This window comes from Pseudomonas sp. WS 5412 (assembly GCF_012985615.1).
GTDB lineage: Bacteria > Pseudomonadota > Gammaproteobacteria > Pseudomonadales > Pseudomonadaceae > Aquipseudomonas > Aquipseudomonas shahriarae.
This window is the reverse complement of record NZ_JAARMB010000001.1, coordinates 246,058-271,459: the sequence shown is the minus strand read 5'-3', so window position 1 is coordinate 271,459 and position 25,402 is coordinate 246,058. Positions and strand designations below refer to the sequence as shown.

At 60.3% G+C, this 25,402-nt stretch carries 25 protein-coding genes and 4 tRNA genes; 6 read left to right on the top strand and 23 right to left on the bottom strand.

What is annotated here, in order from left to right; translation table 11 throughout:
• Positions 1-17: 17 nt before the first annotated feature.
• Entirely contained in the window at positions 18-1,316 is a 1,299-nt protein-coding gene (locus HBR94_RS01355) for an NAD(P)/FAD-dependent oxidoreductase (protein WP_057441073.1), read from the top strand.
• 247 nt (positions 1,317-1,563) lie between these two features.
• On the opposite strand, the gene HBR94_RS01350 is transcribed toward HBR94_RS01355, so the two are convergent.
• From HBR94_RS01350 to rluD, 7 genes are all read right to left on the bottom strand, one after another.
• Positions 1,564-1,640: transfer RNA gene (locus HBR94_RS01350), tRNA-Pro, on the bottom strand.
• A gap of 96 nt (positions 1,641-1,736) precedes the next feature.
• Positions 1,737-1,812: transfer RNA gene (locus HBR94_RS01345), tRNA-Lys, on the bottom strand.
• Positions 1,813-1,817: 5 nt separating this feature from the next.
• A tRNA-Pro gene (locus tag HBR94_RS01340) sits at positions 1,818-1,894 on the bottom strand.
• Positions 1,895-1,903: 9 nt separating this feature from the next.
• A tRNA-Asn gene (locus tag HBR94_RS01335) sits at positions 1,904-1,979 on the bottom strand.
• A gap of 300 nt (positions 1,980-2,279) precedes the next feature.
• Positions 2,280-4,844, bottom strand: coding sequence for an ATP-dependent chaperone ClpB (clpB, locus tag HBR94_RS01330; protein ID WP_057441075.1), 2,565 nt, complete (start codon positions 4,842-4,844; stop codon positions 2,280-2,282).
• Positions 4,845-4,998: 154 nt separating this feature from the next.
• A complete protein-coding gene (pgeF, locus tag HBR94_RS01325; RefSeq protein ID WP_128592789.1) occupies positions 4,999-5,724 on the bottom strand; it encodes a peptidoglycan editing factor PgeF in 726 nt (241 codons plus the stop codon).
• Entirely contained in the window at positions 5,721-6,683 is a 963-nt protein-coding gene (rluD, locus tag HBR94_RS01320; protein WP_029292014.1) for a 23S rRNA pseudouridine(1911/1915/1917) synthase RluD, read from the bottom strand. The genes pgeF and rluD overlap by 4 nt, the downstream gene beginning before the upstream one ends.
• Positions 6,684-6,832: 149 nt before the next feature.
• Between rluD and HBR94_RS01315 the strand changes: the two genes are divergently transcribed.
• Both HBR94_RS01315 and HBR94_RS01310 read left to right on the top strand, forming a co-directional pair.
• Complete coding sequence (locus tag HBR94_RS01315; RefSeq protein WP_057441077.1) at positions 6,833-7,858, top strand: outer membrane protein assembly factor BamD; 1,026 nt, start codon at positions 6,833-6,835, stop codon at positions 7,856-7,858.
• Between the two features lie 127 nt (positions 7,859-7,985).
• Positions 7,986-8,219, top strand: a complete 234-nt coding sequence (locus tag HBR94_RS01310) for a PP0621 family protein (protein ID WP_057441079.1) — start codon at positions 7,986-7,988, stop codon at positions 8,217-8,219.
• A 27-nt stretch (positions 8,220-8,246) separates the two neighbouring features.
• Here HBR94_RS01310 and thiO read toward each other — a convergent pair whose 3' ends face one another.
• The 5 genes from thiO to pilV are packed head-to-tail and all read right to left on the bottom strand — an operon-like array spanning position 8,247 to position 11,545.
• On the bottom strand, positions 8,247-9,347 hold the full coding sequence (thiO, locus tag HBR94_RS01305) for a glycine oxidase ThiO (protein ID WP_057441081.1): 1,101 nt from the start codon (positions 9,345-9,347) through the stop codon (positions 8,247-8,249).
• Between the two features lie 59 nt (positions 9,348-9,406).
• The gene (locus HBR94_RS01300; protein WP_057441193.1) at positions 9,407-9,805 is read right to left on the bottom strand and encodes a type IV pilin protein; all 399 of its coding nucleotides are present in this window, start codon (positions 9,803-9,805) and stop codon (positions 9,407-9,409) included.
• Between the two features lie 12 nt (positions 9,806-9,817).
• Positions 9,818-10,315, bottom strand: coding sequence for a PilX N-terminal domain-containing pilus assembly protein (locus tag HBR94_RS01295; RefSeq protein ID WP_057441083.1), 498 nt, complete (start codon positions 10,313-10,315; stop codon positions 9,818-9,820).
• A 34-nt stretch (positions 10,316-10,349) separates the two neighbouring features.
• Complete coding sequence (locus tag HBR94_RS01290) at positions 10,350-11,057, bottom strand: hypothetical protein (RefSeq protein WP_057958395.1); 708 nt, start codon at positions 11,055-11,057, stop codon at positions 10,350-10,352.
• Positions 11,054-11,545, bottom strand: a complete 492-nt coding sequence (gene pilV / locus HBR94_RS01285; protein WP_170044036.1) for a type IV pilus modification protein PilV — start codon at positions 11,543-11,545, stop codon at positions 11,054-11,056. The genes HBR94_RS01290 and pilV overlap by 4 nt, the downstream gene beginning before the upstream one ends.
• A 187-nt stretch (positions 11,546-11,732) precedes the next feature.
• Here pilV and HBR94_RS01280 point away from each other — a divergent pair, with 187 nt between their 5' ends.
• Positions 11,733-12,311: a GspH/FimT family pseudopilin gene (locus HBR94_RS01280; protein ID WP_057444403.1), complete on the top strand. Its 579-nt coding sequence runs from the start codon at positions 11,733-11,735 to the stop codon at positions 12,309-12,311.
• On the opposite strand, the gene ispH is transcribed toward HBR94_RS01280, so the two are convergent.
• From ispH to murJ, 6 genes are all read right to left on the bottom strand, one after another.
• Positions 12,265-13,212, bottom strand: a complete 948-nt coding sequence (gene ispH / locus HBR94_RS01275; protein ID WP_057441092.1) for a 4-hydroxy-3-methylbut-2-enyl diphosphate reductase — start codon at positions 13,210-13,212, stop codon at positions 12,265-12,267. The two genes, HBR94_RS01280 and ispH, sit on opposite strands and share 47 nt — an antisense overlap.
• A 120-nt stretch (positions 13,213-13,332) precedes the next feature.
• Positions 13,333-13,770: an FKBP-type peptidyl-prolyl cis-trans isomerase gene (gene fkpB, locus HBR94_RS01270; RefSeq protein ID WP_169959852.1), complete on the bottom strand. Its 438-nt coding sequence runs from the start codon at positions 13,768-13,770 to the stop codon at positions 13,333-13,335.
• Between the two features lie 7 nt (positions 13,771-13,777).
• Positions 13,778-14,287: a signal peptidase II gene (gene lspA / locus HBR94_RS01265; RefSeq protein WP_057958393.1), complete on the bottom strand. Its 510-nt coding sequence runs from the start codon at positions 14,285-14,287 to the stop codon at positions 13,778-13,780.
• Positions 14,280-17,111 (bottom strand): isoleucine--tRNA ligase, encoded by a 2,832-nt coding sequence (gene ileS, locus HBR94_RS01260; RefSeq protein ID WP_170044035.1) that lies wholly within the window; start codon positions 17,109-17,111, stop codon positions 14,280-14,282. Before ileS ends, lspA begins: the two co-directional genes overlap by 8 nt.
• 13 nt (positions 17,112-17,124) lie before the next feature.
• A complete protein-coding gene (gene ribF, locus HBR94_RS01255) occupies positions 17,125-18,063 on the bottom strand; it encodes a bifunctional riboflavin kinase/FAD synthetase (RefSeq protein ID WP_057441100.1) in 939 nt (312 codons plus the stop codon).
• Positions 18,064-18,181: 118 nt separating this feature from the next.
• Entirely contained in the window at positions 18,182-19,720 is a 1,539-nt protein-coding gene (gene murJ / locus HBR94_RS01250; RefSeq protein ID WP_115129037.1) for a murein biosynthesis integral membrane protein MurJ, read from the bottom strand.
• A gap of 253 nt (positions 19,721-19,973) precedes the next feature.
• Here murJ and rpsT point away from each other — a divergent pair, with 253 nt between their 5' ends.
• A complete protein-coding gene (gene rpsT / locus HBR94_RS01245; RefSeq protein ID WP_003215870.1) occupies positions 19,974-20,252 on the top strand; it encodes a 30S ribosomal protein S20 in 279 nt (92 codons plus the stop codon).
• A gap of 191 nt (positions 20,253-20,443) precedes the next feature.
• On the opposite strand, the gene HBR94_RS01240 is transcribed toward rpsT, so the two are convergent.
• The 5 genes from HBR94_RS01240 to rplU all read right to left on the bottom strand — a co-directional run bounded on the left by HBR94_RS01240 (position 20,444) and on the right by rplU (position 24,188).
• Complete coding sequence (locus HBR94_RS01240) at positions 20,444-20,908, bottom strand: CreA family protein (protein ID WP_057441103.1); 465 nt, start codon at positions 20,906-20,908, stop codon at positions 20,444-20,446.
• Between the two features lie 13 nt (positions 20,909-20,921).
• Positions 20,922-22,040 carry a glutamate 5-kinase gene (proB, locus tag HBR94_RS01235; protein WP_170044119.1) on the bottom strand — a complete coding sequence of 373 codons (1,119 nt, stop codon included), beginning with the start codon at positions 22,038-22,040 and terminating at the stop codon, positions 20,922-20,924.
• Positions 22,041-22,163: 123 nt separating this feature from the next.
• Entirely contained in the window at positions 22,164-23,387 is a 1,224-nt protein-coding gene (gene cgtA, locus HBR94_RS01230) for an Obg family GTPase CgtA (protein ID WP_057441108.1), read from the bottom strand.
• Positions 23,388-23,581: 194 nt separating this feature from the next.
• Positions 23,582-23,839 carry a 50S ribosomal protein L27 gene (rpmA, locus tag HBR94_RS01225; protein ID WP_029292052.1) on the bottom strand — a complete coding sequence of 86 codons (258 nt, stop codon included), beginning with the start codon at positions 23,837-23,839 and terminating at the stop codon, positions 23,582-23,584.
• Between the two features lie 34 nt (positions 23,840-23,873).
• A complete protein-coding gene (gene rplU, locus HBR94_RS01220; protein WP_003176051.1) occupies positions 23,874-24,188 on the bottom strand; it encodes a 50S ribosomal protein L21 in 315 nt (104 codons plus the stop codon).
• A 239-nt stretch (positions 24,189-24,427) separates the two neighbouring features.
• Between rplU and HBR94_RS01215 the strand changes: the two genes are divergently transcribed.
• On the top strand, positions 24,428-25,396 hold the full coding sequence (locus HBR94_RS01215) for a polyprenyl synthetase family protein (protein WP_032861875.1): 969 nt from the start codon (positions 24,428-24,430) through the stop codon (positions 25,394-25,396).
• Positions 25,397-25,402 lie beyond the last annotated feature (6 nt).

Below are 25,402 nucleotides of genomic sequence, written 5' to 3'. Positions count from 1 at the left end.
CCTTGCGAGATACCCCCATGACCCATCGTATTATTATCGTCGGCGGCGGCGCCGGCGGCCTGGAGTTGGCTACCCGCCTGGGTAAGACTCTGGGCAAGCGCGGTACCGCCAGTGTCACGCTGGTGGATACCAACCTGACCCATATCTGGAAGCCCCTGCTGCACGAGGTGGCCGCCGGCTCGCTGAACTCCTCTGAAGACGAACTCAATTATGTTGCCCAGGCAAAATGGAACCACTTCGAGTTCCAGCTGGGGCGCATGAGCGGGCTCGATCGTGAACAGAAGAAAATCCAGCTGGCCGCGACCCTCGATGAAGAAGGCCGGGAACTGGTGCCTGCGCGCGTGCTGGGTTACGACACCCTGGTGATTGCCGTCGGCAGCACCACCAATGACTTCGGTACCGAAGGCGCGGCGCAGCACTGCCTGTTCCTCGATACCCGCAAGCAGGCCGAACGTTTCCACCAGCAATTGCTCAACCACTACCTGCGCGCCCATGCCGGGCAAACCGATGTGGTGGAACAGATCAGCGTGGCAATCGTTGGCGCTGGCGCCACCGGCGTCGAACTGGCCGCCGAGCTGCACAATGCGGCCCACGAACTGGCGGCCTATGGCCTGGACCGGATCAAGCCGGAAAACATGTACATCACCCTGATCGAAGCCGGGCCCCGGGTATTGCCAGCCCTGCCAGAGCGGATCAGCGGGCCTGTGCATAAAACCCTGGAAAAGCTCGGGGTGACGGTCATGACTAACTCGGCCGTGAGTGAAGTCACCGCCGACAGCCTGATTACCAGCAGTGGCCAGGTGATCCCTGCCAGCCTGAAGGTCTGGGCGGCGGGGATTCGCGCGCCAGGTTTCCTCAAGGATATCGACGGCCTGGAGACCAATCGCATCAACCAGCTGCAGGTGCTGCCAACCCTGCAGACTACCCGTGACGAGAATATCTTCGCCTTCGGTGACTGCGCGGCCTGCCCGCAACCGGGCACCGACCGCAACGTTCCGCCACGGGCGCAAGCGGCGCACCAGCAGGCGTCGCTGCTGGCTAAATCGCTGAAGTTGCGCATCGACGGCAAGGCGCTGCCCAGCTACAAGTACACCGATTACGGCTCCCTGATCTCGCTGTCGCGTTTTTCGGCTGTGGGTAACTTGATGGGCAACCTGACCGGCAGTGTGATGCTCGAAGGCTGGCTGGCGCGGATGTTCTATGTGTCGCTGTACCGCATGCACCAGATGGCGTTGTACGGGTTCTTCCGCACGATGATGTTGATGCTGGGCAGCAAAATCGGACGGGGCACCGAGCCGCGGCTCAAACTTCACTGACAATACGGTTCCGGACGGGGCGCAAGCGAGGCGATTTTATAAGCATGCGCGCCCTGCCCTCCCTTGTGGGAGCTGTCTCGCCCTGCGAGGCTGCGATAGCGGTGTGCCAGGCGACATAAAGGCTGGCAGTGACGCCGCCATCGCAGCCTCGCAGGGCGAGACAGCTCCCACCTTTGATCACCATGCACCTTCAGGTTTTGCGCAGGCAAAAAAATCCCCGTATCTTTCGATACGAGGATTTTTAATATGGTCGGGGTAAGGGGATTCGAACTCCTGACATCCTGCTCCCAAAGCAGGCGCGCTACCGGACTGCGCTATACCCCGGTAAAAAAAAGGCGACCTTTTCAAGTCGCCTTCTTCGATCAGGGCTTTTGACCTCTGATCTTAAGATTCGATTCCAGCGTTAACTGGTCTCAAAAATGGTGGGTCGTGTGGGATTCGAACCTACGACCAATTGGTTAAAAGCCAACTGCTCTACCAACTGAGCTAACGACCCAAATATGGTCGGGGTAAGGGGATTCGAACTCCTGACATCCTGCTCCCAAAGCAGGCGCGCTACCGGACTGCGCTATACCCCGGTTTGAAATTGGCTCCGTGACCAGGACTCGAACCTGGGACCCAATGATTAACAGTCATTTGCTCTACCGACTGAGCTATCACGGAACTACATATTTCAAAGTACTACGGTGCTGCTTGTTACCTTCTCTTCGACTTGTCCGTATCGCTACGTTCGTGTCTCTGAGGCGCGCTATTCTACAATCTTAAAAACCCCTGTCAACCCTTTAAATTGCTTTTAAGACAATGATTTGCGCTTCTTTCTGATTTCTCCTTGGGGAGAAGAAACCCGTGGGCTGACGTTGCTGCGGGGCGCACTTTACAAGCCTTTGCCTTACAGTTCAACGCCCTATCGAAAAAAAAGGCCCCGCAATGCGGGGCCTTTGCTCATAACCACCCAATTCGGGCTTAGTGGAAGACGATTTCGTCGTTTTCCACGGTGGCCTTGACGCTGGTCCCCGGGATAAAGCTGCCCGACAGGATCAGTTGGGCCAACGGGTTCTCGATCCAGCGCTGGATCGCACGCTTCAACGGCCGCGCGCCATACACCGGGTCGTAACCGACGGCGATCAACTTGTCCAAAGCCTCGCTGCTCAGTTCCAGCATCAGCTCGCGCTCTGCCAGACGGCTGCGCAGGCGGCCCAGTTGGATCTCGGTGATACCGGCGATCTGATCCCGCGCCAAAGGCTCGAAGATCACTACCTCATCGACCCGATTGATAAATTCCGGGCGGAAGTGGCTGGTCAGCGCATCCATTACCGCAGCACGCTGGCCTTCACGATCACCGACCATCTCCTGGATCTGTACCGAGCCCAGGTTGGAGGTCATCACGATCACCGTATTACGGAAGTCCACGGTACGTCCGTGACTGTCCGTCAGCCGGCCATCTTCCAACACCTGCAGCAACACGTTGAACACATCCGGGTGGGCCTTCTCGACCTCATCCAGGAGGATTACCGAGTAAGGCTTGCGCCGTACCGCTTCGGTCAGGTAGCCGCCTTCCTCGTAGCCCACATAGCCTGGTGGCGCCCCGATCAAACGAGCCACGGAATGTTTCTCCATGAACTCGGACATATCAATGCGCACCATCGCCTCTTCTGTATCAAAGAGGAACTCGGCCAGGGCTTTGCACAGCTCGGTCTTACCCACACCGGTCGGGCCGAGGAACATGAACGAGCCGCTCGGACGGTTCGGGTCGGACAAACCGGCGCGGGAACGCCGCACCGCGTTGGACACTGCCACCACGGCCTCTTCCTGGCCAATCACGCGTTGGTGCAACAGGCTTTCCATACGCAACAGTTTGTCACGCTCGCCTTCCAGCATTTTCGACACAGGAATGCCGGTCCACTTGGACACAACCTCGGCAATTTCTTCCTCGGTCACCTTGCTGCGCAGCAACTGGTTTTCGCTGTGGCCATGCTGGTCGACCATTTGCAGGCTGCGTTCCAGGTCCGGGATCACCCCGTACTGCAACTCGGCCATGCGGTTCAGGTCGCCTTTACGGCGGGCAGCTTCCAGTTCCTGGCGCGACTGCTCGATCTTCTGCTGGATCTGTGCGGAACCCTGTACTTCGGCTTTTTCCGAGGTCCAGATTTCTTCCAGGTCCGAATACTCACGCTCCAGACGGCCGATTTCCTCCTGGAGTTTTTCCAGGCGTTTCTTCGCCGCGTCATCGTCTTCTTTTTTCAGCGCCTGGGATTCGACTTTCAGTTGAATCAGGCGACGCTCCAGGCGATCCAGTACTTCAGGCTTGGAGTCGATCTCCATGCGAATCCGGCTGGCCGCTTCGTCGATCAAGTCGATAGCCTTGTCCGGCAACTGACGATCAGTGATATAGCGATGGCTCAACTTGGCCGCCGCAATGATCGCGCCGTCAGTGATTGCCACGCGGTGGTGGACCTCATAACGCTCTTTCAGGCCACGCAGGATCGCGATGGTGTCTTCTTCGCTCGGTTCTTCCACCAGGACTTTCTGGAAACGACGCTCAAGGGCCGCGTCCTTTTCAATGTACTGGCGATACTCGTTGAGCGTGGTAGCCCCCACGCAATGCAACTCACCCCGAGCCAGTGCAGGCTTGAGCATGTTGCCTGCGTCCATCGAGCCTTCACCTTTACCGGCACCGACCATGGTGTGCAGTTCGTCGATAAACAGAATGATCTGCCCTTCCTGCTTCGACAGCTCGTTAAGCAGGGATTTCAGGCGCTCCTCAAACTCACCACGGAACTTGGCACCGGCAATCAAGGCCCCCATGTCCAGGGACAGCAAGCGCTTGCCCTTGAGGCCGTCCGGCACTTCACCATTAATGATGCGCTGGGCCAGGCCCTCGGCGATGGCGGTTTTACCCACCCCAGGCTCACCGATCAGCACCGGGTTGTTCTTGGTGCGGCGCTGCAGGACCTGGATGGTGCGACGAATCTCGTCGTCACGCCCGATTACCGGGTCCAGCTTGCCGTCTTCGGCGCGCTTGGTCAGGTCGACGGTGTATTTGTCCAGGGCCTGGCGCGACTCCTCATGATTGGGGTCATTCACCGCGTCGCCGCCGCGCAGGTTGTTGATGGCATTTTCCAGGGCCTTTTTGCTCACGCCCTGGCCCAGCAACAACTTGCCGAGCTTGCTGTTTTCATCCATGGCGGCGAGCAGCACCAGTTCGCTGGAGATGAACTGGTCGCCTTTCTGCTGGGCCAGGCGATCGGCCTGGTTAAGCAGGCGCGCCAGATCCTGGGACATATTCACGTCACCCGTCGGATTCTGGATTTTCGGCAGTTGGTCGAGCTCTTTGCTCAACTCCTTGCGCAGGCTGTTGACGTCGAAGCCCACCTGCATCAACAGGGGCTTGATAGAACCACCCTGCTGTTCGAGGAGTGCCTGCATCAAGTGCGCGGGCTCGATGGCCGGATGGTCGAGGCCAACGGCCAGGGATTGGGAATCCGATAACGCCAATTGTAATTTGCTGGTTAAACGATCAATACGCATTAGTCACCTTCCTTTTGAGCAGGCCGGAGCTATGTGCGAGCGAGCTTGCTCGCGAGAAACGCATCCTGAATGAAGAAACCTGCCAGATACCCCTATAGATGGGGGGGATTCTGGAACATTCAAGCCGGCAATGCTTGATATGGATCAGGAGAGTCTAGCGTTCGAGCCAGATCAGGGAGGCAAATCGACCGGTACGCGGGCTGCGCCGGTAAGAAAAGAAGCGCGGGTCGGTCACGGTGCACAAACCGCCACCGTAGACAGCGGTGATACCACGCGCAGCCAGGCGCAGGCGCGCCAGCTGGTAGATATCAGCCAGGAACTTGCCAGGGTTGTGGCTGGGAACGAAAGCCTGCGCGGTTTGCGGGTGTTGCTGCATAAAGGCTTCACGCACTTCCGGGCCGACTTCAAAGGCCTTTGGGCCAATCGCCGGGCCCAACCACACCAGTACGTCGGCAGGCGCAGCATCCAGGCTGTCGGCGGCCGCTTCCAGCACACCCGCCGCCAGGCCACGCCAACCGGCATGGGCGGCAGCAACACGAGTTCCGGACTTATTGCAAAACAAGGCCGGCAGGCAATCGGCGGTCATCGCCGTGCAGGCGATGCCGGGCGTACCGGTCCAACTGCCGTCGGCCTCGGCAATCCGTCCCGGATCGGCCTCGACCACGACCACACCATGAACCTGGCGCAACCAGGCGGGCTGGATAGCAAATGCGGCGGTGAGACGACGGCGATTCTCAAGCACAGCTTCGGGGCTGTCCTCGACATGATCGCCTAAGTTGAGGCTGTCGAACGGCGCCAGACTGACGCCGCCCGCACGGGTGGTGACGCAGGCTTTGACCCCGGCCGGCGCAGGCCAGTCAGGAATCAGCCAGTCATTCATCCGACAAAGGCCTCGCGGTCCTGCTTGAGCAACGACAGCAACCAGACAAAATCGTCGGGCAGAGGCGATTCCCAGCTCATCCGCTCACCGCTCGTCGGATGATCCAGTTCCAGGAAGCGTGCATGCAGCGCCTGGCGCGGGAACGACTTCAGCGACTCGACCATGGTCACACTGGCGGCCGGCGGAATACGGAAGCGACCACCGTAGGCCGGATCGCCGACCAACGGGAAGTTGATATGCGCCATATGTACCCGAATCTGGTGGGTACGGCCGGTTTCCAGCTTGACCCGCACATGGGTGTGGGAACGGAAACGCTCCAGCACGCGGTAGTGGCTGACGGCCTGCTTGCCGCCCTCCATCACCGCCATGCGCTGGCGCTGCTGGCCGTGACGACCGATAGGCGCGTTGATCTTGCCACCGGCCACGACCACACCAATCACGATGCACTCATAGATGCGGCTGACACTGCGGCTCTGCAATTGTGTGACCAACTGCGTCTGCGCCTGAATGGTCTTGGCCACGACCATCAGACCAGTGGTGTCCTTGTCCAGGCGGTGGACGATGCCGCAGCGCGGGACATTGATGATGTCCGGCACATGGTGCAACAAGGCATTGAGCAAGGTGCCATCAGCGTGCCCGGCCGCCGGGTGAACCACCAGGCCTGCGGGTTTGTTGATCACCAGGATGTCGTCGTCTTCATAGACGATATCCAGCTCGATGTCCTGGGCGATCCATTCTCCCTGGGCTTCCTGCTCGGCAGTCAGCTCAAGAACCGAACCGCCATGCACTATGTCTCGCGGGCGGATAACCGCTCCATCCACAGTCAGGCGGCCGTCTTTGATCCAGGCGGAAAGGCGCGAGCGCGAGTGCTCAGCGAATAGTTGTGCGGCGACTTGATCGAGGCGTTGGCCGCCCAATTCGGACGGCACCTCTGCGCGAAGTTCAATTTTATCGGACATGCTCAGACTAGGCGTGGCACAGCCTTTGGTTTCGGCTGCGCGCTTGTGGTTAAATACGGCGTCTTTTGCCCCGAGGCTTTCATCGGGGCGCTCATCATAACAGGACGGCCCCGCCCAAGACAGCGGCCGTCATAGGGACGCAAGCCGCCATGCAAGTGAAACACCTGCTGCTGATCGCCATCCTCGCCATGACTGCTGCTTGCTCGTCAACAAAGGACGTCGTCGACGAAAACCTCAGTGAAGTCGAGCTGTACCAGCAGGCTCAGGCCGACCTGGACAACAATAGCTACACAAGCGCCACGGCCAAACTCAAGGCCCTGGAGTCGCGTTATCCGTTTGGCCGCTATGCCGACCAGGCCCAGCTCGAACTGATCTATGCGAACTACAAGAACGCCGAGCCGGAAGCTGCCAAGTCCGCTGCCGAGCGTTTTATCCGCCTGCACCCGCAGCATCCGAACGTGGACTACGCCTACTACCTCAAGGGCCTGACCTCGTTTGACCAGGACGTTGGCCTGCTGGCGCGCTTCCTGCCGCTGGACATGACCAAGCGTGACCCAGGTGCCGCGCGCGACTCCTATAACGAGTTCGCCCAGCTGACCAGCCGCTTCCCCAACAGCCGCTACGCGCCGGACGCCAAGCAGCGCATGATCTACCTGCGCAACCTGCTGGCTTCCTACGAAATCCACGTAGCCCACTACTACCTGACGCGCCAGGCCTATGTCGCCGCCGCCAACCGTGGTCGCTATGTGGTGGAGAACTTCCAGGAAACCCCTTCCGTGGGTGACGGCCTGGCAGTGATGACCGAGGCTTACCAGCGCCTGCACCTCGATACCCTGGCCGCTACCAGCCTGGAGACCCTGAAACTCAACTACCCGGACCACCCTAGCCTGCAAGACGGCCAGTTTGTGCCGCAGGTTGCCGAAGCGGACAACCGCTCGTGGTTGAGCAAGTACACCCTGGGCATGATCGAGTCCCGTCCACCGCTGCCGCCGGGCGAAACCCGCGCCAACCAGGACATCCTCAAGCAGTACCAGGATGCCAAGGACGCCATTCCGTCGGAGCTCAAGCCCCATGACGAGAACGGCGACGTGATCGAGGAAGAAGCACCAGAAGCCCTGGGCAACAACCAGGATCGCTCGTGGTTCAGCTACATGACGTTCGGTGTCTTTGACTGAAACCCGTCTTGGCAGCGCAAGAAGGAGCCCCTCGGGGCTCCTTTTTTCATGGCGCGACTTTATTACCCTGTGCGCCGCTAACATCCTTGGCTAAACTGCCGGATTCCCTGTTGAGAAGCTGCCTGCCATGGTTCGTTTACTGTTCTGGATTGCCCTGATTGCTGCTGCGGTATGGTTCTGGCGCAAGTTCAAGCGCCCCGCTTCGACGCAGCAACAGCCCGGCGAACAAGGCGCCGCGCCGATGGTTCGCTGTGCACACTGTGGCGTGCACCTGCCGCAGGACCGGGCACTGAGCCAGCGCCAGGACTGGTACTGCACCCAGGCGCATCTGGAGCAGGGTCCGAAGTCTATCGAGCGCTGAGTCCTCTGGAACGGTAGGAGACCCGGTTTATATCCGACCAGTGGGCGCATAAGGGGCCGGGTCGATCACCGGCTCATGCCCCAGCAGCAAGTCAGCAAACAACTGGCAAGACGCAGGCGCCAATACCAGGCCATTGCGGTAATGCCCGCAGTTGAGCCACAGCCCTTCATACCCTGGCACCTTGCCGATATAGGGAATGCCCTCCGGCGAACCAGGCCGCAAACCGGCCCAATGCCCCACCACCTCGGCATCCGCCAGGGCCGGAATCAGTTCCACAGCCGAGGCTTTGAGGCTGTCCAGAGCCGATTCGGTCGGTGTCTTGTCGAAACCTTCATGCTCCAGCGTGCTGCCAATCAGGATATGTCCGTCCCGGCGGGGAATCGCATAGCGCCCCTTCGCCAGGACCATGCAGGACAGAAAGTCCGAAGCACACTTGTACAAAATCATCTGGCCCTTGACCGGCTCCACCGGCAGCGTCAGCCCCAGGCTGGCGAGCAGCTCACCACTCCAGGCACCGGCCGCGAGCACTACCTGGTCGCCTCGCACCTCGCCCTGCGCAGTATTGACCCCGACAATGCTGCCGCCCTCCTGGATAAAGCCCTGTACCGCGCACTGCTCATGCAGGGTCACACCCGGCAATGCCAGCAACGCCGCCTTCAGGGACTTGATCAAGCGTGGATTGCGTACATTGGCCACGTTCGCCATATAGATAGCCTCGGCGAACCCCGCGCCCAATACCGGCACCGCGTCACGGGCGGCCGACACATCCACCTTGCTCAAGGGCCGACCTTCCCGCGCAGCCCAGGCCAGGGCGTCGGCCTCGTCATCGAGGTCCAGCCAATACAGGCCCGTGGTATGAACCTCGGGATCCACGCCGGTGGCCGCAAACAGGCGCTGGGCCAATTGCGGGTAAAAATCCTGGGACCAATGGGCCAGCGCCGTGACGGCCGGGCTGTAGCGCCAGGGGTATAACGGCGAAACAATCCCGCCACCGGCCCAGGAAGACTCCTGCCCAACCGACGAACGGTCAAGCACCACCACCGCCAGCCCTTGGGTTGCCAGGTTGAACGCCGTCAACAGCCCGATAACACCACCACCCACAACCACGACTTGCTGTTGCTTGGTCATTGTTCGATCCAGCTCATAAAAAGAAAGGAGTGCTCCAGGCACACCGTCGCCCACCAGCGTCATCGCCCCCAGCACTCCTGACGCGTGGTGCCGGGTGCGGCGCCGGGATTGGCCCGCGCGCCAGTGCTGGTCAAACTGAACTCACCACAAGGATCACCCAGCATCGCGTCAGCAAAAGGCGTCGCGGTCAGGGTGAAATCCTGGGGGTTCAGCATCACCGTAATTCTATAGCGATCATTGCCGGTGCTGACGCCGCTGGCATCAATAAAAGTGCCATTTCTCACGTAATAGCGCTCCAGATGCTGGGCTTGCTCCGCGAGCAGCCCGACAATTTCTGTGCGGTAAGCCTTTTTTACGTGGGCGGCGTACCCCGGATAAATCACCGCCGCCAAGGTGGCAATGATCGCCAGCGCGATCAATAACTCGATCAAAGTGAACCCCTTGCAATTGCCGCTCATCGTCATGATCACCTACTGGAGTTGTCGCCATAGAATTCGCCGGAATCGCTCACTGGCATCAGCATCCGCGGCTACCCGCGCATAGACGCTTTCCAGAACGGTGCGCGATTGGCCACTGATCCCCACTGCCGTAACCCGATACAACGTCGCCGGGGTGTCGGGCGGCAAATGTGCCAACCCGCTAGCGGGGCCAAGGTTCTGAATACCGTACACACCCGCTTTCATGCCGACCCAGGTGATAGCCGAGACTGGATCGACGCCTGGCTGGCTGATGGCATACGCCTCGTTCGGCGGGGCACAGGTCACCAGCGACTGACAGGCCAGCAAACCGAACCCGCGCGCCTGTACAGCCGACTCACCGCGCCTGAGCCCGCTTTCGGCCGCCTGGAACGATTGGTTGCGATGCCTGAGGCTGCCGGCGAGCTGTTCCTGCGACGTCGCGCCCTGCATCGAAGCCAGGCCGATAACCGTCAACAACAGCAGCAATACCAGGCTGATCAACAGCACCATGCCGCGCTGCCCAGGGGCCGGTACCCGGCACTCGCTATTCAAGACGATTACGCACGGCAGCGACGACGCTGTAGACCTGGTCCCGCACGCGACCAAGCGGATCGCGCAGCGTCAACATCACCCGCACACTGCGGATCAGCGACTCGTCGCCGGGATGGCTGTCATAGCGGCTCACGACACTGGACCCTGGCCGGCTGGCCACCCCGAAACTCAACTCAAACGCCCCCACGTTATCCACCAGCACCGCCTTGGCCGGCGTTGTCGGAGTGCTGAGCTTCAACTGCCCTGACTCAAAGGTGTAGGTCAGTTTGCGAACCGGGAAAGCAATCTGCCCAGGACCAGGCTTGGGCGGTACCCCCGAGTAGGCCTGGGCGCTGTCGACACAATTACTGAGCACGGTCCAGTCGGGCCGACTGCCCTGACCGCCGACATCGCCAGTGACCAGGGTCAGGCTGGTTGAGGCACCGCTGACCGCCACACTGATCGGCGTGGAAAAGTCAGCCGGCGCCTGAACAATCGCGGGAAGGGACAGGCAACCGAACATCCCCGCCAGGCGAATCTCCTGAATCATCTTGCCCAGGACAAATCGCCCATCATCCTGCAACAACGCCGAGGCATGCTGGCTGGCTGCGGTGCTTCGGGCGGCCAGCGTTACCTGGACGGCTGCCAGGACCACCACCAACCCCAGGGTCGCCGCCAGCAATGCCTCGACCAGGCCAAAACCCGTACTGGAGCGCCTCATCGCGCAGGCCTCGGATCGACCGCGACGCGACTGGTCAGGGTGAATGTTTCCCGGGCGCCGCCGGCATGGGCTGCGCGTGAGTCGTCCCAACTGATGCTGATGGTGACTTCGCGCTGGCTGATCGCAATCGAACCTTTGCCGGTATCGCCGGCCAAGTGGCGGATATTGGCCTCGAAGTCGTGCAAGTCCAGGTCCCGGACACTCGCGACCAAGGTGTTGGCGAGCGAGATATCGTCGCCTCCCCAGGAATAGTCGGCGGCGGCATTGGCGCGAATCCGGTCGAGCATGTCGTAGGCAACGAAGCTCGCCTGGCTGATCATCCTGGAACTGTCGGTGTACTTGAGCGCATTCAGCTGGATCAGCCCGGCCCCCAGCAGGCCAACGCCGAGAATCAACAGCGAAACCAGCACTTCGATCAGGCTCATACCGATCTGTTGCGTGTCGGTCGGGGGTGTACAAGACGTTACCAGGCAAGCTCGCATAGCCATCGTCATCCTTGTCGAGGGTCATCCAGACGGCCGAGATAGCCGTGCGTTGCCCAAGACTAGCGCCGCTGTTGCCGTCGCGCTGCCCCTCGGAATAAAGGGAAATACTTTGGACAGGAAGGCCATCACTGCCCCCGCACGCAGTGCCGCTATAACTAGTTCAGGCACACGGTCCACGGAGGGACGAGGTATGAAACAACGCGGTTTCACATTGATCGAATTGCTGCTCGGCTTGATCGTCAGCGGCATCCTGGCGCAATTGGCGGTACCCGGCTTCAAGAGCCTGCTGGACTCACAAACGCGACTGAGCGCCGCGCAGACACTGGCGTCTGGCTTGCGCTACGCCCGCACCCAGGCCATTGCGCGCAATCGAACGGTGATCATCCACGCGCTGGATGATGACTGGAGTCGGGGCTGGAGGGTGGTGGTGGACATGAATGGCCGCGGTCATCTGGACGACGACAACCCGGTACTGCTGGAACGCCAGGACAATGGGCGGATCCCCATTGTGGGCAATACCCCGGTGCGCACGCAGATTCGCTTCAGCGGTTTGGGCGAACCCCTGCTGTCTGCGGGTGGGTTTCGCGCCGGCACCGTGCATGTGTGCTCAACGGACCAGCCGCTGAGCCTGCATCAAGTGGTGCTGGCGCCCACCGGCCGCATCAGCCTGCGCAGCGACAAGGCCGAGCAGGCCTTGTGCCGGGGCTACGATGATCTGGGGCTCAGAGCAGCGAACGAACCCGCAGCTCCTTGGGCATGGAGAAAGTGATGTTCTCTTCGCGCCCTGACAACTCGTCGGCACCTGTCGCGCCCCACGCCTGCAACTGCTGGATCACGCCACGTACCAGGACTTCCGGCGCCGAGGCGCCCGCAGTGATGCCAATGCGCTCGACACCGTCGAACCAACTGCGCTGCAGGTCTTCGGCACCGTCAATCAGGTACGCCGGGGTAGCCATGCGTTCGGCCAGTTCACGCAGACGATTGGAGTTGGAGCTGTTAGGGCTACCGACGACCAGCACCACGTCACACTCGTCGGCCAGTTGCTTGACCGCGTCCTGGCGGTTTTGCGTGGCATAGCAGATGTCGTCCTTGCGCGGCCCACCGATGGCAGGGAAACGGGTACGCAGGGCGTCGATGACCCGGCTGGTGTCATCCATCGACAAGGTGGTCTGGGTCACGAATGCCAACTTCTCAGGGTTATGCACTTGCAACTCGGCGACGTCTTTTTCGTCTTCCACCAGGTAGATCGCGCCGCCATTGCGGGCGTCGTACTGACCCATGGTGCCTTCGACTTCGGGGTGACCGGCGTGGCCGATCAGGATGCACTCACGGCCGTCGCGGCTATAGCGCGCCACTTCGATATGCACCTTGGTCACCAGCGGGCAGGTCGCATCGAAGACTTTCAGGCCACGGCCTGCGGCTTCGGTGCGCACTGCCTGGGAAACGCCATGGGCGCTGAAGATAACGATGACGTCGTCCGGCACCTGATCCAGTTCTTCGACAAAAATGGCGCCACGGGCGCGCAGGTCTTCGACCACGAACTTGTTATGGACCACTTCATGGCGCACGTAGATCGGCGGGCCGAAGACTTCCAGGGCGCGATTGACGATTTCGATCGCCCGATCCACCCCGGCGCAGAAGCCACGGGGGTTGGCGAGTTTGATTTGCATGCTGGGCCTCGTGTCTTTGTGGGAGCTGGCTGGCCTGCGATAGCAACGCCTCGGTGCAACTGGTACACCGAGGCGTTGCTATCGCAGGCCAGCCAGCGCCTACAGAACCGGTTTCGTCAGTTAGAGCGCTTTAACGTCGATGATTTCAACATCAAAGGTCAAGGTCTTGCCGGCCAACGGGTGATTGAAGTCGATGGTCACCTGAGTGTCATCGAAGGTTTTGACCACACCGGGCAGTTCGGTATTCGCCGCATCGTTGAAGATCACCAGCAAGCCTTCCGACAGCTCCATGTCCTGGAACTGCGAACGCGGGATGATTTGTACGTTCTGCGGGTTGGGCTGGCCAAAGGCGTTTTCCGGCGGGATCTGCAGGTTGCGCTTGTCACCGGCCTTGAAGCCGAACAGCGCCGTCTCAAAACCCGGCAGCAGGTTGCCATCGCCGACCTTGAAGGTCGCCGGGGCTTTATCGAACGTACTGTCGACCGTGTCGCCATTCTCCAGGCGCAGTGCGAAATGCAAGGTGACTTCCGTGTTCTGGCCAATACGTTGTTCGGCCAATACTTGTTCAGTCATTTACGGCTTCTCCGGGCTTGTTGCCCTTGAACATATCCAGCGCCAGCATGATTGCGCCAACGCAGATGGCGCTGTCGGCAAAGTTGAACGCCGGGAAGTAATGGCGGTTCTGCCAATGCACCAGAATGAAGTCGATCACATGGCCCAAGGCGATGCGGTCGTACAGATTGCCCAGCGCACCGCCCAGCACCAGTGCCAAGGCGATAGCCAGCCAGGTGTCATTGCGGCCCAGGCGCTTGAGCCAGACCACCAGCACCGCACTGACCACCACAGCGATCAGGGCGAACAGCCAACGCTGCCAGCCACCACCGTCAGCGAGGAAGCTGAAAGCGGCACCGGTGTTATAGGCCAGGGTCCAGCTGAAGTAGTCAGGAATCACCACGATCTGCTGGAACATTTCCAGGGTGCCCTCGAAGTGAGCCTTGCTGACCTGGTCGATGACCAGGACCAGCAAGCTCAGTACGAGCCAACCCAGACGTCCGAAACGGCTGGATTTAGGCATAGTGGCGAACCTCACCGGCACCGCTGATGTTGTCGACGCAACGACCGCAGATTTCCGGATGCTCCGGGTTCACGCCAACGTCTTCACGGCAGTGCCAGCAACGGGCGCACTTGGCGAAGGCGGACTTGACGACCTTGAGCTTGAGGCCCGGGACTTCGGTCGCGACCGCATCAGCCGGGGCCTGGGCGAAGGGTGCCAGGCTGGCCGTGGAGGTGATCAGTACGAAGCGCAGTTCGTTGCTCAGCTTGCCCAGGTCGGCGGTCAGGCCTTCTTCGGCAAACAGGGTGACTTCGGCCTGCAGGTTGCCACCGACGGCCTTGGCCGCACGCTGGACTTCCAGTTCCTTGTTCACCGCAACCTTGACGGCCATCACACCTTCCCAATACTCGCGGCCCAGTTCGAAGTCGGCCGGCAATTCGGTCAGGCCTTCGTACCAGGTGTTGAGCATTACGGACTCGTTACGCTCGCCCGGCAGGTATTCCCACAGCTCGTCGGCAGTGAAGGCCAGGATCGGCGCGATCCAGCGCACCAGCGCTTCGGAGATGTGGTACAGCGCGGTCTGCGCCGAGCGGCGGGCCTTGCTGTTGGCGCCGGTGGTGTACTGGCGGTCCTTGATGATGTCGAGGTAGAAACCACCCAGCTCCTGCACGCAGAAGTTGTGGATCTTCGAGTAGACGTTCCAGAAGCGGTATTCGCCGTAGTGTTCCTGCAGCTCGCGTTGCAGCAACAGGGTACGGTCCACAGCCCAACGGTCCAGGGCGAGCATTTCCTCGACCGGCAGGATGTCGGTGGCCGGGTTGAAGCCGGTCAGGTTCGACAGCATGAAGCGTGCGGTATTGCGGATACGGCGGTAGGCATCGGCGCTGCGTTGCAGGATCTGCTCCGAAACGGCCATTTCACCGGAATAGTCGGTGGAAGCCACCCACAGACGCATGATGTCGGCGCCCAGGGTGTCGTTGACCTTCTGCGGCGCAATCACGTTGCCCAGGGACTTGGACATCTTGCGACCGTTCTCGTCGACGGTGAACCCGTGGGTCAGCAGCTCGCGGTACGGGGCGTGATCGTCGATGGCGCAACCGGTCAGCAGGGACGAGTGGAACCAGCCACGGTGTTGGTCCGAGCCTTCCAGGTACAGGTCGGCGCGCGGGCCGGTCTCGTGACCCATCAGGTGCGAGCCGCGCAGCACGTGCCAGTGGGTGGTACCCGAGTCGAACCACACGTCGAGGGTGTCGCTGATCTTGTCGTACAGCGGCGCTTCGTCACCGAGCAACTCGGCAGCGTCCAGCTTGAACCAGGCTTCGATGCCTTCCTGCTCCACACGCTGGGCGACCACCTCCATCAGTTCGACGGTGCGTGGGTGCAGTTCGCCGCTTTCCTTGTTGAGGAAGAACGGGATCGGCACGCCCCAGTTACGCTGGCGGGAGATGCACCAGTCGGGACGGTTGGCAATCATCGAGTGCAGGCGTGCCTGGCCCCAGGCCGGAACGAACTTGGTGTCTTCGATGGCTTTGATCGCACGCTTGCGCAGGGTTTCGCCGGCGACAGGCTCTTTGTCCATGCCGATGAACCACTGCGCGGTGGCGCGGTAGATCAGCGGGGTCTTGTGGCGCCAGCAGTGCATGTAACTGTGCTTGATGGTTTCGGTGTGCAGCAGCGCACCGACTTCCGACAATTTGTCGATGATCGGCTGGTTGGCCTTGAAGATGAACTGGCCACCGAAGAACTCCAGCGACGGCACGTATACGCCATTGCTCTGCACAGGGTTGAGGATGTCATCGTTGACCATGCCATAGGCTTTGCAGGTCACGAAGTCGTCCACACCGTAGGCCGGCGCGGAGTGAACCACCCCGGTACCCGAGCCCAGTTCGACGTAGTCAGCCAGGTACACCGGCGACAGACGGTCGTAGAACGGGTGACGGAAGTTGATCAGCTCCAGCGCGGAGCCCGTGGTCGTGGCGATCACCGAGCCTTGCAACTCGTAGCGAGTCAGGCAGGCCTCGACCATTTCCTCGGCCAGCACCAGCAGGCGGTCACCGACGTCCACCAGGGCGTAGGTGAATTCCGGGTGCACGTTCAGCGCCTGGTTGGCCGGGATGGTCCACGGGGTGGTGGTCCAGATCACGATGGCGGCGGGCTTGGCCAGGCTTGCCAGGCCAAAGGCCTCGGCCAGCTTGGCGTCGTCAGCGATCGGGAACGCGACGTCGATGGTCGAGGACTTCTTGTCTTCGTACTCGACTTCCGCTTCGGCCAGGGCCGAGCCGCAGTCAAAGCACCAGTTCACGGGCTTGAGGCCCTTGAACACGAAGCCGCCCTTGACGATCTCGGCCAAGGCACGGATTTCCCCGGCCTCGTTCTTGAAGTTCATGGTCTTGTACGGGTTGTCCCAGTCACCCAGCACACCCAGGCGGATGAATTCGGACTTCTGCCCTTCGATCTGCTCGGTGGCGTAGGCGCGGCACAGCTCGCGGGTCTTGTCGGCGCCCAGGTTCTTGCCGTGGGTCACTTCGACTTTGTGTTCAATCGGCAGGCCGTGGCAGTCCCAACCCGGGACATAAGGCGCGTCGAAGCCCGAAAGGGTTTTCGAGCGGATGATCATGTCCTTGAGAATCTTGTTCAGCGCATGACCGATGTGAATCGTGCCGTTGGCATAAGGAGGGCCGTCGTGCAGGACGAATTTCGGACGATCCTTGCCAATCTCGCGCAACTTTCCGTACAGGCCAATACTGTCCCAGCGCTGCAGGATCTGCGGTTCGCGCTGTGGCAGGCCGGCCTTCATTGGGAAGGCGGTGTCCGGAAGGTTTAGCGTGGCTTTATAGTCGGTCATTTAAGGCTCTTCATTAGCGATGGGCGCTAGGTGCGGCTAGTGCACGGGCGGCGGCGACATCCGCATTGATCGCCGTTTTCAGCGCCTCCAGGGAGGCGAATCGCTGCTCTTCACGCAGCTTTTGGTGGAAAACCACCGTCAAACGCCGGTCATACAAATCCCCGGCAAAATCCAAAAGGTGAACTTCCAGGTGGGCCTTGCCATCACCTGCAACCGTTGGCCTGACGCCTATATTGGCGACTCCGGGCCAGGGTTGACCGTCAATATCGACACTCACCAGGTACACCCCGGTCAGTGGCACGCGACGGCGCTTGAGTTGCACGTTGGCGGTTGGCGTGCCCAGTTGGCGCGCCAGCTTCTGGCCGTGCAGGACCCGCCCGGCAATCCGGAACGGGCGACCGAGCAAACGCTCGGCCAAGGCGAAGTCGGCAGCGGCCAAGGCATTTCGCACCTGGGTGCTGCTCACGCGCAGGCCGTCCAGTTCGACGGTTTGCGCGGCTTCGACGGTAAACCCCTGGGTCACGCCGGCCTGCTGCAGGAAATCGAAATCCCCTACCCGGTCGCAACCGAAGCGGAAGTCGTCGCCGACCTCCAGATGCTGCACGCCCAAGCCATCGACGAGGATACGGTCGACGAACTCGGTGGCGCTGAGACTGCGCAAACGCTGGTTGAAGGCCAGGCACAGAACCCGGTCCACGCCCTCTTCGGCCAGCAGTTGCAGTTTGTCCCGCAAGCGGGCCAAACGGGCTGGAGCCGTCTCGGGAGTGAAGAACTCACGGGGCTGCGGCTCGAAAATCACCACGCAGCTGGGCACGCCCAACTCGACTGCGCGCTCGCGCAGCCGCGCCAGGATCGCCTGGTGGCCACGGTGAACACCGTCAAAGTTGCCAATAGTGGCGACGCAGCCCCGATGCTCGGGGCGCAGGTTGTGGAGACCTCGAACCAGCTGCATAACGCGCTTCTTGCTCATAAAGTGGTCGATTATAACCACACCCGGCCCCGGACGACAGGCAACAGCACAGGCCAAATGATCCGAATCGAAAAAACAGCCAGCTTATTGTTGATTGCGATCAATTCAGCGCCTTACGATTGAAATCCCGCAGGCGGAAGCCCAGCAGCAGCAACATGCCAAAGTAGGCGATCACCCCGGCCACCACCAGCAGGCCCAGGCGCAGGAATCGCTCAAGCATCTGCCCCTCGCCCCACGCCGGCATCCAGTGCATCAACCCCAGCAATACCGCTGACATCACCGCCACCGCTACCAGCAATTTGAGGGCGAACATGCCCCAGCCTGGCTGCGGCTGGTACATTTTTTGTTTGCGCAATTGATAGAACAACAGGCCGGCATTGATGCACGCCCCGGCACTGATCGCCAGGGCCAGGCCCGCGTGAGCCAGCGGCCCGATGAAGATCAGGTTGAACAGTTGGGTGACCACCAGGGTGAAAATCGCAATTTTCACCGGGGTCCGGATGTTTTGCTGGGCGTAAAAGCCCGGCGCGAGGACCTTGATCACGATAATCCCCAGCAACCCCACCGAATAGGCGACCAATGCACGCTGGGTCATCAAGGCGTCGAACGCGCTGAACTGGCCGTACTGGAACAGCGAAACGGTCAGCGGTTCGGCCAGGATCCCCAGGGCCAGGGAGCATGGCAGCACCAGCACAAAGCACAGACGCAGGCCCCAATCGAGAATACGCGAGTATTCGTGGCGGTCCTTGCTGGCATAGGTGCGGGCCAGGGTCGGCAGCAAAATGGTACCCAGCGCCACGCCCAGCACACCGGAGGGCAATTCCATCAGGCGATCGGCGTAATACATCCACGACACGGAACCGGAGACCAGCAGCGAAGCGAATGCGGTGTTGATAATCAGGGAAATCTGGCTGACCGATACCCCGAGAATCGCCGGCAGCATGTTTTTCATCACCCGCCACACACCCGTGTCCTTGAGGTTCAGGCGCGGCAGCACAAGCATGCCAATCTTTTTCAGATGAGGCAGTTGATACAACAGTTGCGCCAGGCCACCGGCCAGCACCGCCCAGCCGAGCGCCATCACCGGCGGATCGAAGTACGGCGTGAGGAACAGGGCAAAGATGATCATGCTGACGTTAAGCAGGGTCGGCACAAACGCCGGCACCGAGAACCGGTTCCAGGTATTGAGGATCGCGCCCGCCAGGGAAGACAGGGAAATCAGCAATATATAAGGAAAGGTCACCCGCAACAGATCACTGGTCAGGGCGAATTTTTCCGGAGTGTTGGCAAACCCGGGCGCCGTGGCCCAGATAATCCAGGGCGCAGCGAGCATCCCGGCGACGGTCACCAGCATCAGCACCAGGGTCAGCAGGCCCGAGACATAGGCGATAAAGGTGCGGGTGGCCTCCTCGCCTTGCTGGGTCTTGTATTCCGCCAGGATCGGCACGAACGCCTGGGAAAACGCGCCCTCGGCGAAGATCCGCCGCAGCAGGTTAGGCAGTTTGAACGCGATAAAGAAGGCATCCGTGGCCATGCTCGCGCCAAAAATACGTGCGATGAGGGTGTCACGCACAAACCCCAGAACCCGGGAAATCATGGTGATCGAGCTGACGGCGGCCAACGACTTGAGCAGATTCATTGAAAGAGTTTTTGCCTATAGATAAAGAGCAGGCGAACAAAGCGCCTACTTATGCGATACTGCGCGCCTGCAACAGCACAGAGCCAAAGCTCGCGAGTTTACAGGTCAAGCGCCGGAAATAAATCACCCGCCTCTTCAGATCGACCACTCAGCAGTTCGCATCAGCCGCCCTTGACAAGACTTCAACTCATCGGCATGATTCGCGGCCTATTTTGTTTGCTATTTCCTAAAAAGTCTTTCGAGGAGCTCGACGGTGGCCAACACACCTTCCGCCAAAAAACGTGCAAAACAGGCTGAGAAGCGTCGCAGCCACAACGCCAGCCTGCGTTCCATGGTTCGTACCTACATCAAGAATGTAGTTAAGGCCATTGACGCAAAAGACGCTGAAAAAGCTCAAGCTGCTTACGTTCTGGCCGTGCCAGTTATCGACCGTATGGCCGATAAAGGCATCATCCACAAGAACAAAGCTGCTCGCCATAAAGGTCGTCTGAATGGCCACATCAAGGCTCTGAACCTTGCTGCTGCAGCCTAAGCGATAAGCTTGTTAAAAAACCGACCCCAGGGTCGGTTTTTTATTGCCTACGATTTATGCCGCCTCCCAAAAACAAATGTGGGAGCCGGCTTGCCTGCGACAGGTACATAACATCCAACATTGAAGTCGACTGTTAAACCGCTATCGCAGGCAAGCCAGCGCCCACATAAAGCAGAGCGGAGCTGCCAGGCTTATTGCGCGCCAGGCCACGGCAGGATCGGAATCGCCGTCACCGCATTCTGCGGGCTGCCTTCGATCAGACGGTCGCTGTAGACCAGGTACACCAGGGTATTGCGCTTCTTGTCGAGGAAACGCACCACCTGCATGGTCTTGAACACCAGCGAGGTGCGCTCCTTGAACACCTCATCACCATCCTTGAGCTCGCCCTTGAAGCGAATCGGCCCCACCTGACGACAGGCAATGGATGCCTCGGCGCGATCCTCGGCCAAGCCCAGACCACCCTTCACCCCACCCGTCTTGGCGCGAGACAGGTAGCAAGTCACGCCCTCTACCTTGGGATCATCAAAAGCCTCGACCACGATCCGATCATTGGGGCCGACAAACTTGAACACGGTCGACACCTGGCCAATCTCTTCGGCCGAAGCCAGCAGCGGCATCGCCATCAGCAGCCCCAGCAACCCCTTCATTACGCGCATCGCAATTTTCCCTTTAGACCAGAATCAGGTTATCGCGGTGAACCAGTTCCGGCTCAGCCATGTAACCCAACAGACCGACAATCGACTCAGACGACTGCCCAATGATTTTCTGCGCCTCAAGGGCACTGTAGTTGGCCAGCCCACGGGCAACCTCACGACCGTCCGGCGCGACACACACCACCATTTCACCGCGCCGGAAGCTACCCTGGACCAGCTTGACGCCTACCGGCAACAAGCTCTTGTTACCCTGGGACAGCGCCGACACCGCACCTGCATCCAGCACCAGGGTGCCGCGGGTCTGCAGATGACCAGCCAGCCACTGCTTACGCGCCGCCAGCATGCCACGTTCGGGCGACAGCAATGTGCCGATGCGTTCGCCTGCCTTGAGGCGATCCAGCACGCGCTCCAGACGCCCGCCGACGATGATGGTATGGGCACCGGAACGGGCCGCCAGGCGCGCCGCGCGCAGCTTGGTCTGCATGCCACCACGCCCCAACGCACCACCGACACTGCCCGCTACCGCATCGAGCGCCGGATCGTCGGCCCGCGCTTCGTAAATCAGCTGAGCGTCAGGATTGTTGCGCGGATCAGCGTCAAACATGCCATCGCGATCCGTGAGGATCACCAGCAGGTCAGCCTCCACCAGGTTGGCCACCAGGGCCGCCAGGGTGTCGTTATCGCCAAAGCGGATTTCGTCGGTCACCACGGTGTCGTTCTCGTTGATCACCGGGATCACCTTGAGCTCGACCAGGGCACGCAAGGTGCTACGGGCATTGAGGTAGCGCTTGCGGTCGGACAGATCGTCATGGGTCAGCAGAATCTGCGCGGTGTGGCGGCCGTGCTCGGCAAAACTGGATTCCCAGGCCTGCACCAACCCCATCTGACCAATCGCAGCAGCGGCCTGCAACTCATGCATCGCGCTGGGTCGCGCGGTCCAGCCAAGGCGGCTCATCCCGGCGGCAACCGCCCCGGACGACACCAACACCAACTCGACACCCGCCTCATGCAAGGCCACCATCTGTTCAACCCAGACGCTCATGGCTGCGCGATCCAGCCCCTTGCCATCCGCCGTCAGCAGCGCACTCCCGATCTTTACGACCCAGCGTTGCGCACCCGTCACTTTGCTCCGCATCATCTTCAACCTTAGATTGAGGGCCACGCGACCCAGCGCCGCCCATAACGTTATTCGTGACTACCGATTTCCAGATACTAAAACGCCGCTCGATTGAGCGGCGCTTAAGTTTATCGCAACAGATCAGTCACGCACGTAAATGATTTCTGGACCATCTTCATCATCCACATCTTCCTCGTCCCAATCATCGTCACCGATGTCATGGACCGACTTGACGCCACTGCGACGCAGGGCACGCTGATCATCCAGCGCCTGCAACTGGGCACGCGCCTCGTCTTCGATACGCTGATCGAGGTCAGCCAATTCAGCCTTGTAGGCCGGGTCGGCAGCCAGGCGATCAGCACGATCTTCCAGGTAGCGCATGATGTCGCGGGTCAAACGCTCAGTGCCTTCTTTGGCAATGGCGGAGATCACGTAGACCGGGCCTTCCCACTGCAGGCGGTCAACGATTTCCTTGACCCGCTCTTCGTGCTCTTCCTCGAGGATCTGGTCGCACTTGTTCAGCACCAGCCAACGGTCACGCTCAGCCAGGGACGGACTGAACTTGGTCAATTCGTTGACGATCACTTCAGCCGCGTCCGGCGCACTGGTTTCATCCAGCGGCGCCATGTCGACGAGGTGCAGCAACAGACGGGTACGGGACAAGTGCTTGAGGAAGCGAATCCCCAGACCCGCGCCATCGGAAGCACCCTCGATCAGACCCGGAATATCCGCGATCACGAAGCTCTTCCAGCGATCGACGCTGACCACACCCAGGTTTGGCACCAGGGTGGTGAACGGGTAATCCGCAACTTTCGGCTTAGCGGCCGACACCGAGCGAATGAAAGTACTTTTGCCAGCGTTTGGCAGACCCAGCAGGCCCACATCCGCCAGCACTTTCATTTCCAGCTTCAGGTCACGCTGCTCGCCCGGCTTGCCCGGCGTGGTCTGGCGCGGCGCACGGTTGGTACTGGACTTGAATCGGGTGTTACCCAGACCGTGCCAGCCACCCTGCACAACCATCAGTTTCTGGCCGGCCTTGGTCAGGTCGCCAATCACTTCCTGGGTGGCAGAGTCGATGATCGTGGTGCCGACCGGTACACGCAGCACCAGATCCTCACCCTTTTTACCGGTGCAGTCAGTGCTGCCGCCGTTGGAGCCGCGCTCGGCATCGAAGTGCCGGGTGTAACGGTAGTCCACCAGGGTATTGAGGTTTTCGTCGGCCATCATGTAGATGGAACCGCCATCACCACCGTCGCCGCCGTTCGGGCCACCGTTTTCGATGAACTTTTCGCGACGGAAACTCATGCAACCATTGCCGCCGTCGCCAGCTTTTACTCGGATCGAAACTTCATCAACGAACTTCATAACAAAACGCCTCTCGCCGCACGGACGAGCTTAAGAAACCAAGACATAAGACTCTTGCAAAAATGAGCGCAGCAACCTCAATCAGCGACCGCAAATCCCGCTGCCTTCGCCCACCACAAACAGCTTTGCAAGAGACTCACCCCACAAACGAAAAAGCCCCGTCGCAAGACAGGGCTTTTCCAGCGAGCTCGCAATTAAGCCGAGACAACGCTCACGTAACGGCGGTTGAACGCGCCTTTTACTTCAAACTTGATCACGCCTTCGATTTTCGCGAAGAGGGTGTGATCTTTACCCATGCCTACACCGTAACCGGCGTGGAATTGGGTGCCGCGCTGACGCACGATGATGTTGCCCGGAATGATTTTCTGGCCGCCATACATCTTAACGCCAAGGCGTTTGGCTTCTGAGTCGCGACCGTTACGGGTACTACCACCAGCTTTTTTGTGTGCCATGAGTCAATTCTCCTAGTGAGGAATTAGGCTGAAATTAAGCCTGAATACCGGTGATTTTGATCTCGGTGTACCACTGGCGGTGGCCCATACGCTTCATGTGGTGCTTACGACGACGGAACTTGATGATGCGGACTTTATCGTGACGACCTTGGGAGATCACTTCAGCCACAACGGTAGCGCCAGCAACAACTGGAGCGCCGATGTTCACGTCATCGCCATTGGCGACCAACAGAACGCGATCAAAAGTAACGGATTCGCCGGTAGCGATTTCCAGTTTTTCGATCTTCAGGTATTCACCTGGGGCGACCTTGTATTGCTTGCCACCAGTAACAATTACTGCGTACGACATGGTATTTCTCCGATAATCCTGCTCACCCAGCGCTTTATAAGAAGAGGTATTGGCTGGCATGGCTGCATGGGATGGACGTCCCGAATGCAATTGCGTAAGGCAGGTGCTGCCCAGGAAGTTCAGGGTGCGCGATTGTACGCAAGCTGTGGAAGGCTTGCAAGTAGCCGTCTATCGCGCCTTGACACCCAGGGGCGCGGGTCCTAGCATGCCGCGCAACCCTTCTGGAGCGACTGTCGCTGATGCAACCCCAAGCTTTCTACCGCGCGGTGGCGGACGATTTTAGCGCCGTCGACGGCATCATCAAGAAGCAGCTGACTTCTAAAGTGCCGCTGGTCTCCAAAATTGGCGACTACATTACTTCGGCCGGCGGTAAACGCCTGCGTCCTTTATTAGTGCTGCTGTGTGGCAAGGCCCTGGGCCGCGAAGGCGATGACCTGCGCCTGCTGGCCGCCACTATCGAGTTCCTGCACACCGCCACCCTGCTGCACGACGACGTGGTCGACATGTCTGGCATGCGCCGGGGTCGCGAGACCGCCAATGCCATGTGGGGCAACGCGCCCAGCGTGCTGGTGGGTGATTTCCTGTATTCGCGTTCGTTCGAAATGATGGTCGAACTGGGCTCGATGCCGGTGATGAAGATCCTGTCCCAGGCCACGCGCATCATCGCCGAAGGCGAAGTGCTGCAACTGTCCAAGGTACGCGACGCCAGCACCACCGAAGAAACCTACATGGAAGTGATTCGCGGCAAGACCGCGATGCTCTTCGAAGCCTCGACCCACAGCGCCGCCGCCCTGTGCGAGGCGACCGCCGAACAGGCCGAAGCCCTGCGCACCTTTGGCGATCACCTGGGCGTGGCCTTCCAGTTGGTGGATGACCTGCTCGATTATCGCGGCGACGCCGAAACCCTGGGCAAGAACGTCGGTGACGACCTGGCCGAAGGCAAGCCGACCCTGCCGCTGATCTACACCATGCGCGAAGGCACCCCGGAACAAGCGGCACTGGTGCGCAAGGCGATCCAGAAAGGCGGCATCGAAGACCTGGAAAGCATCCGCGCCGCCGTGGAAGCCTCGGGCTCGCTCGACTACACCGCACAACTGGCCCGTGACTACGTGGCCCGCGCCATCAAATGCCTGGAAGCCCTTCCAGCCAGCGAATACCGGGATGCCCTGGTGGAGCTGAGTGAGTTTGCGGTAGCCCGTACTCACTAACGCTCT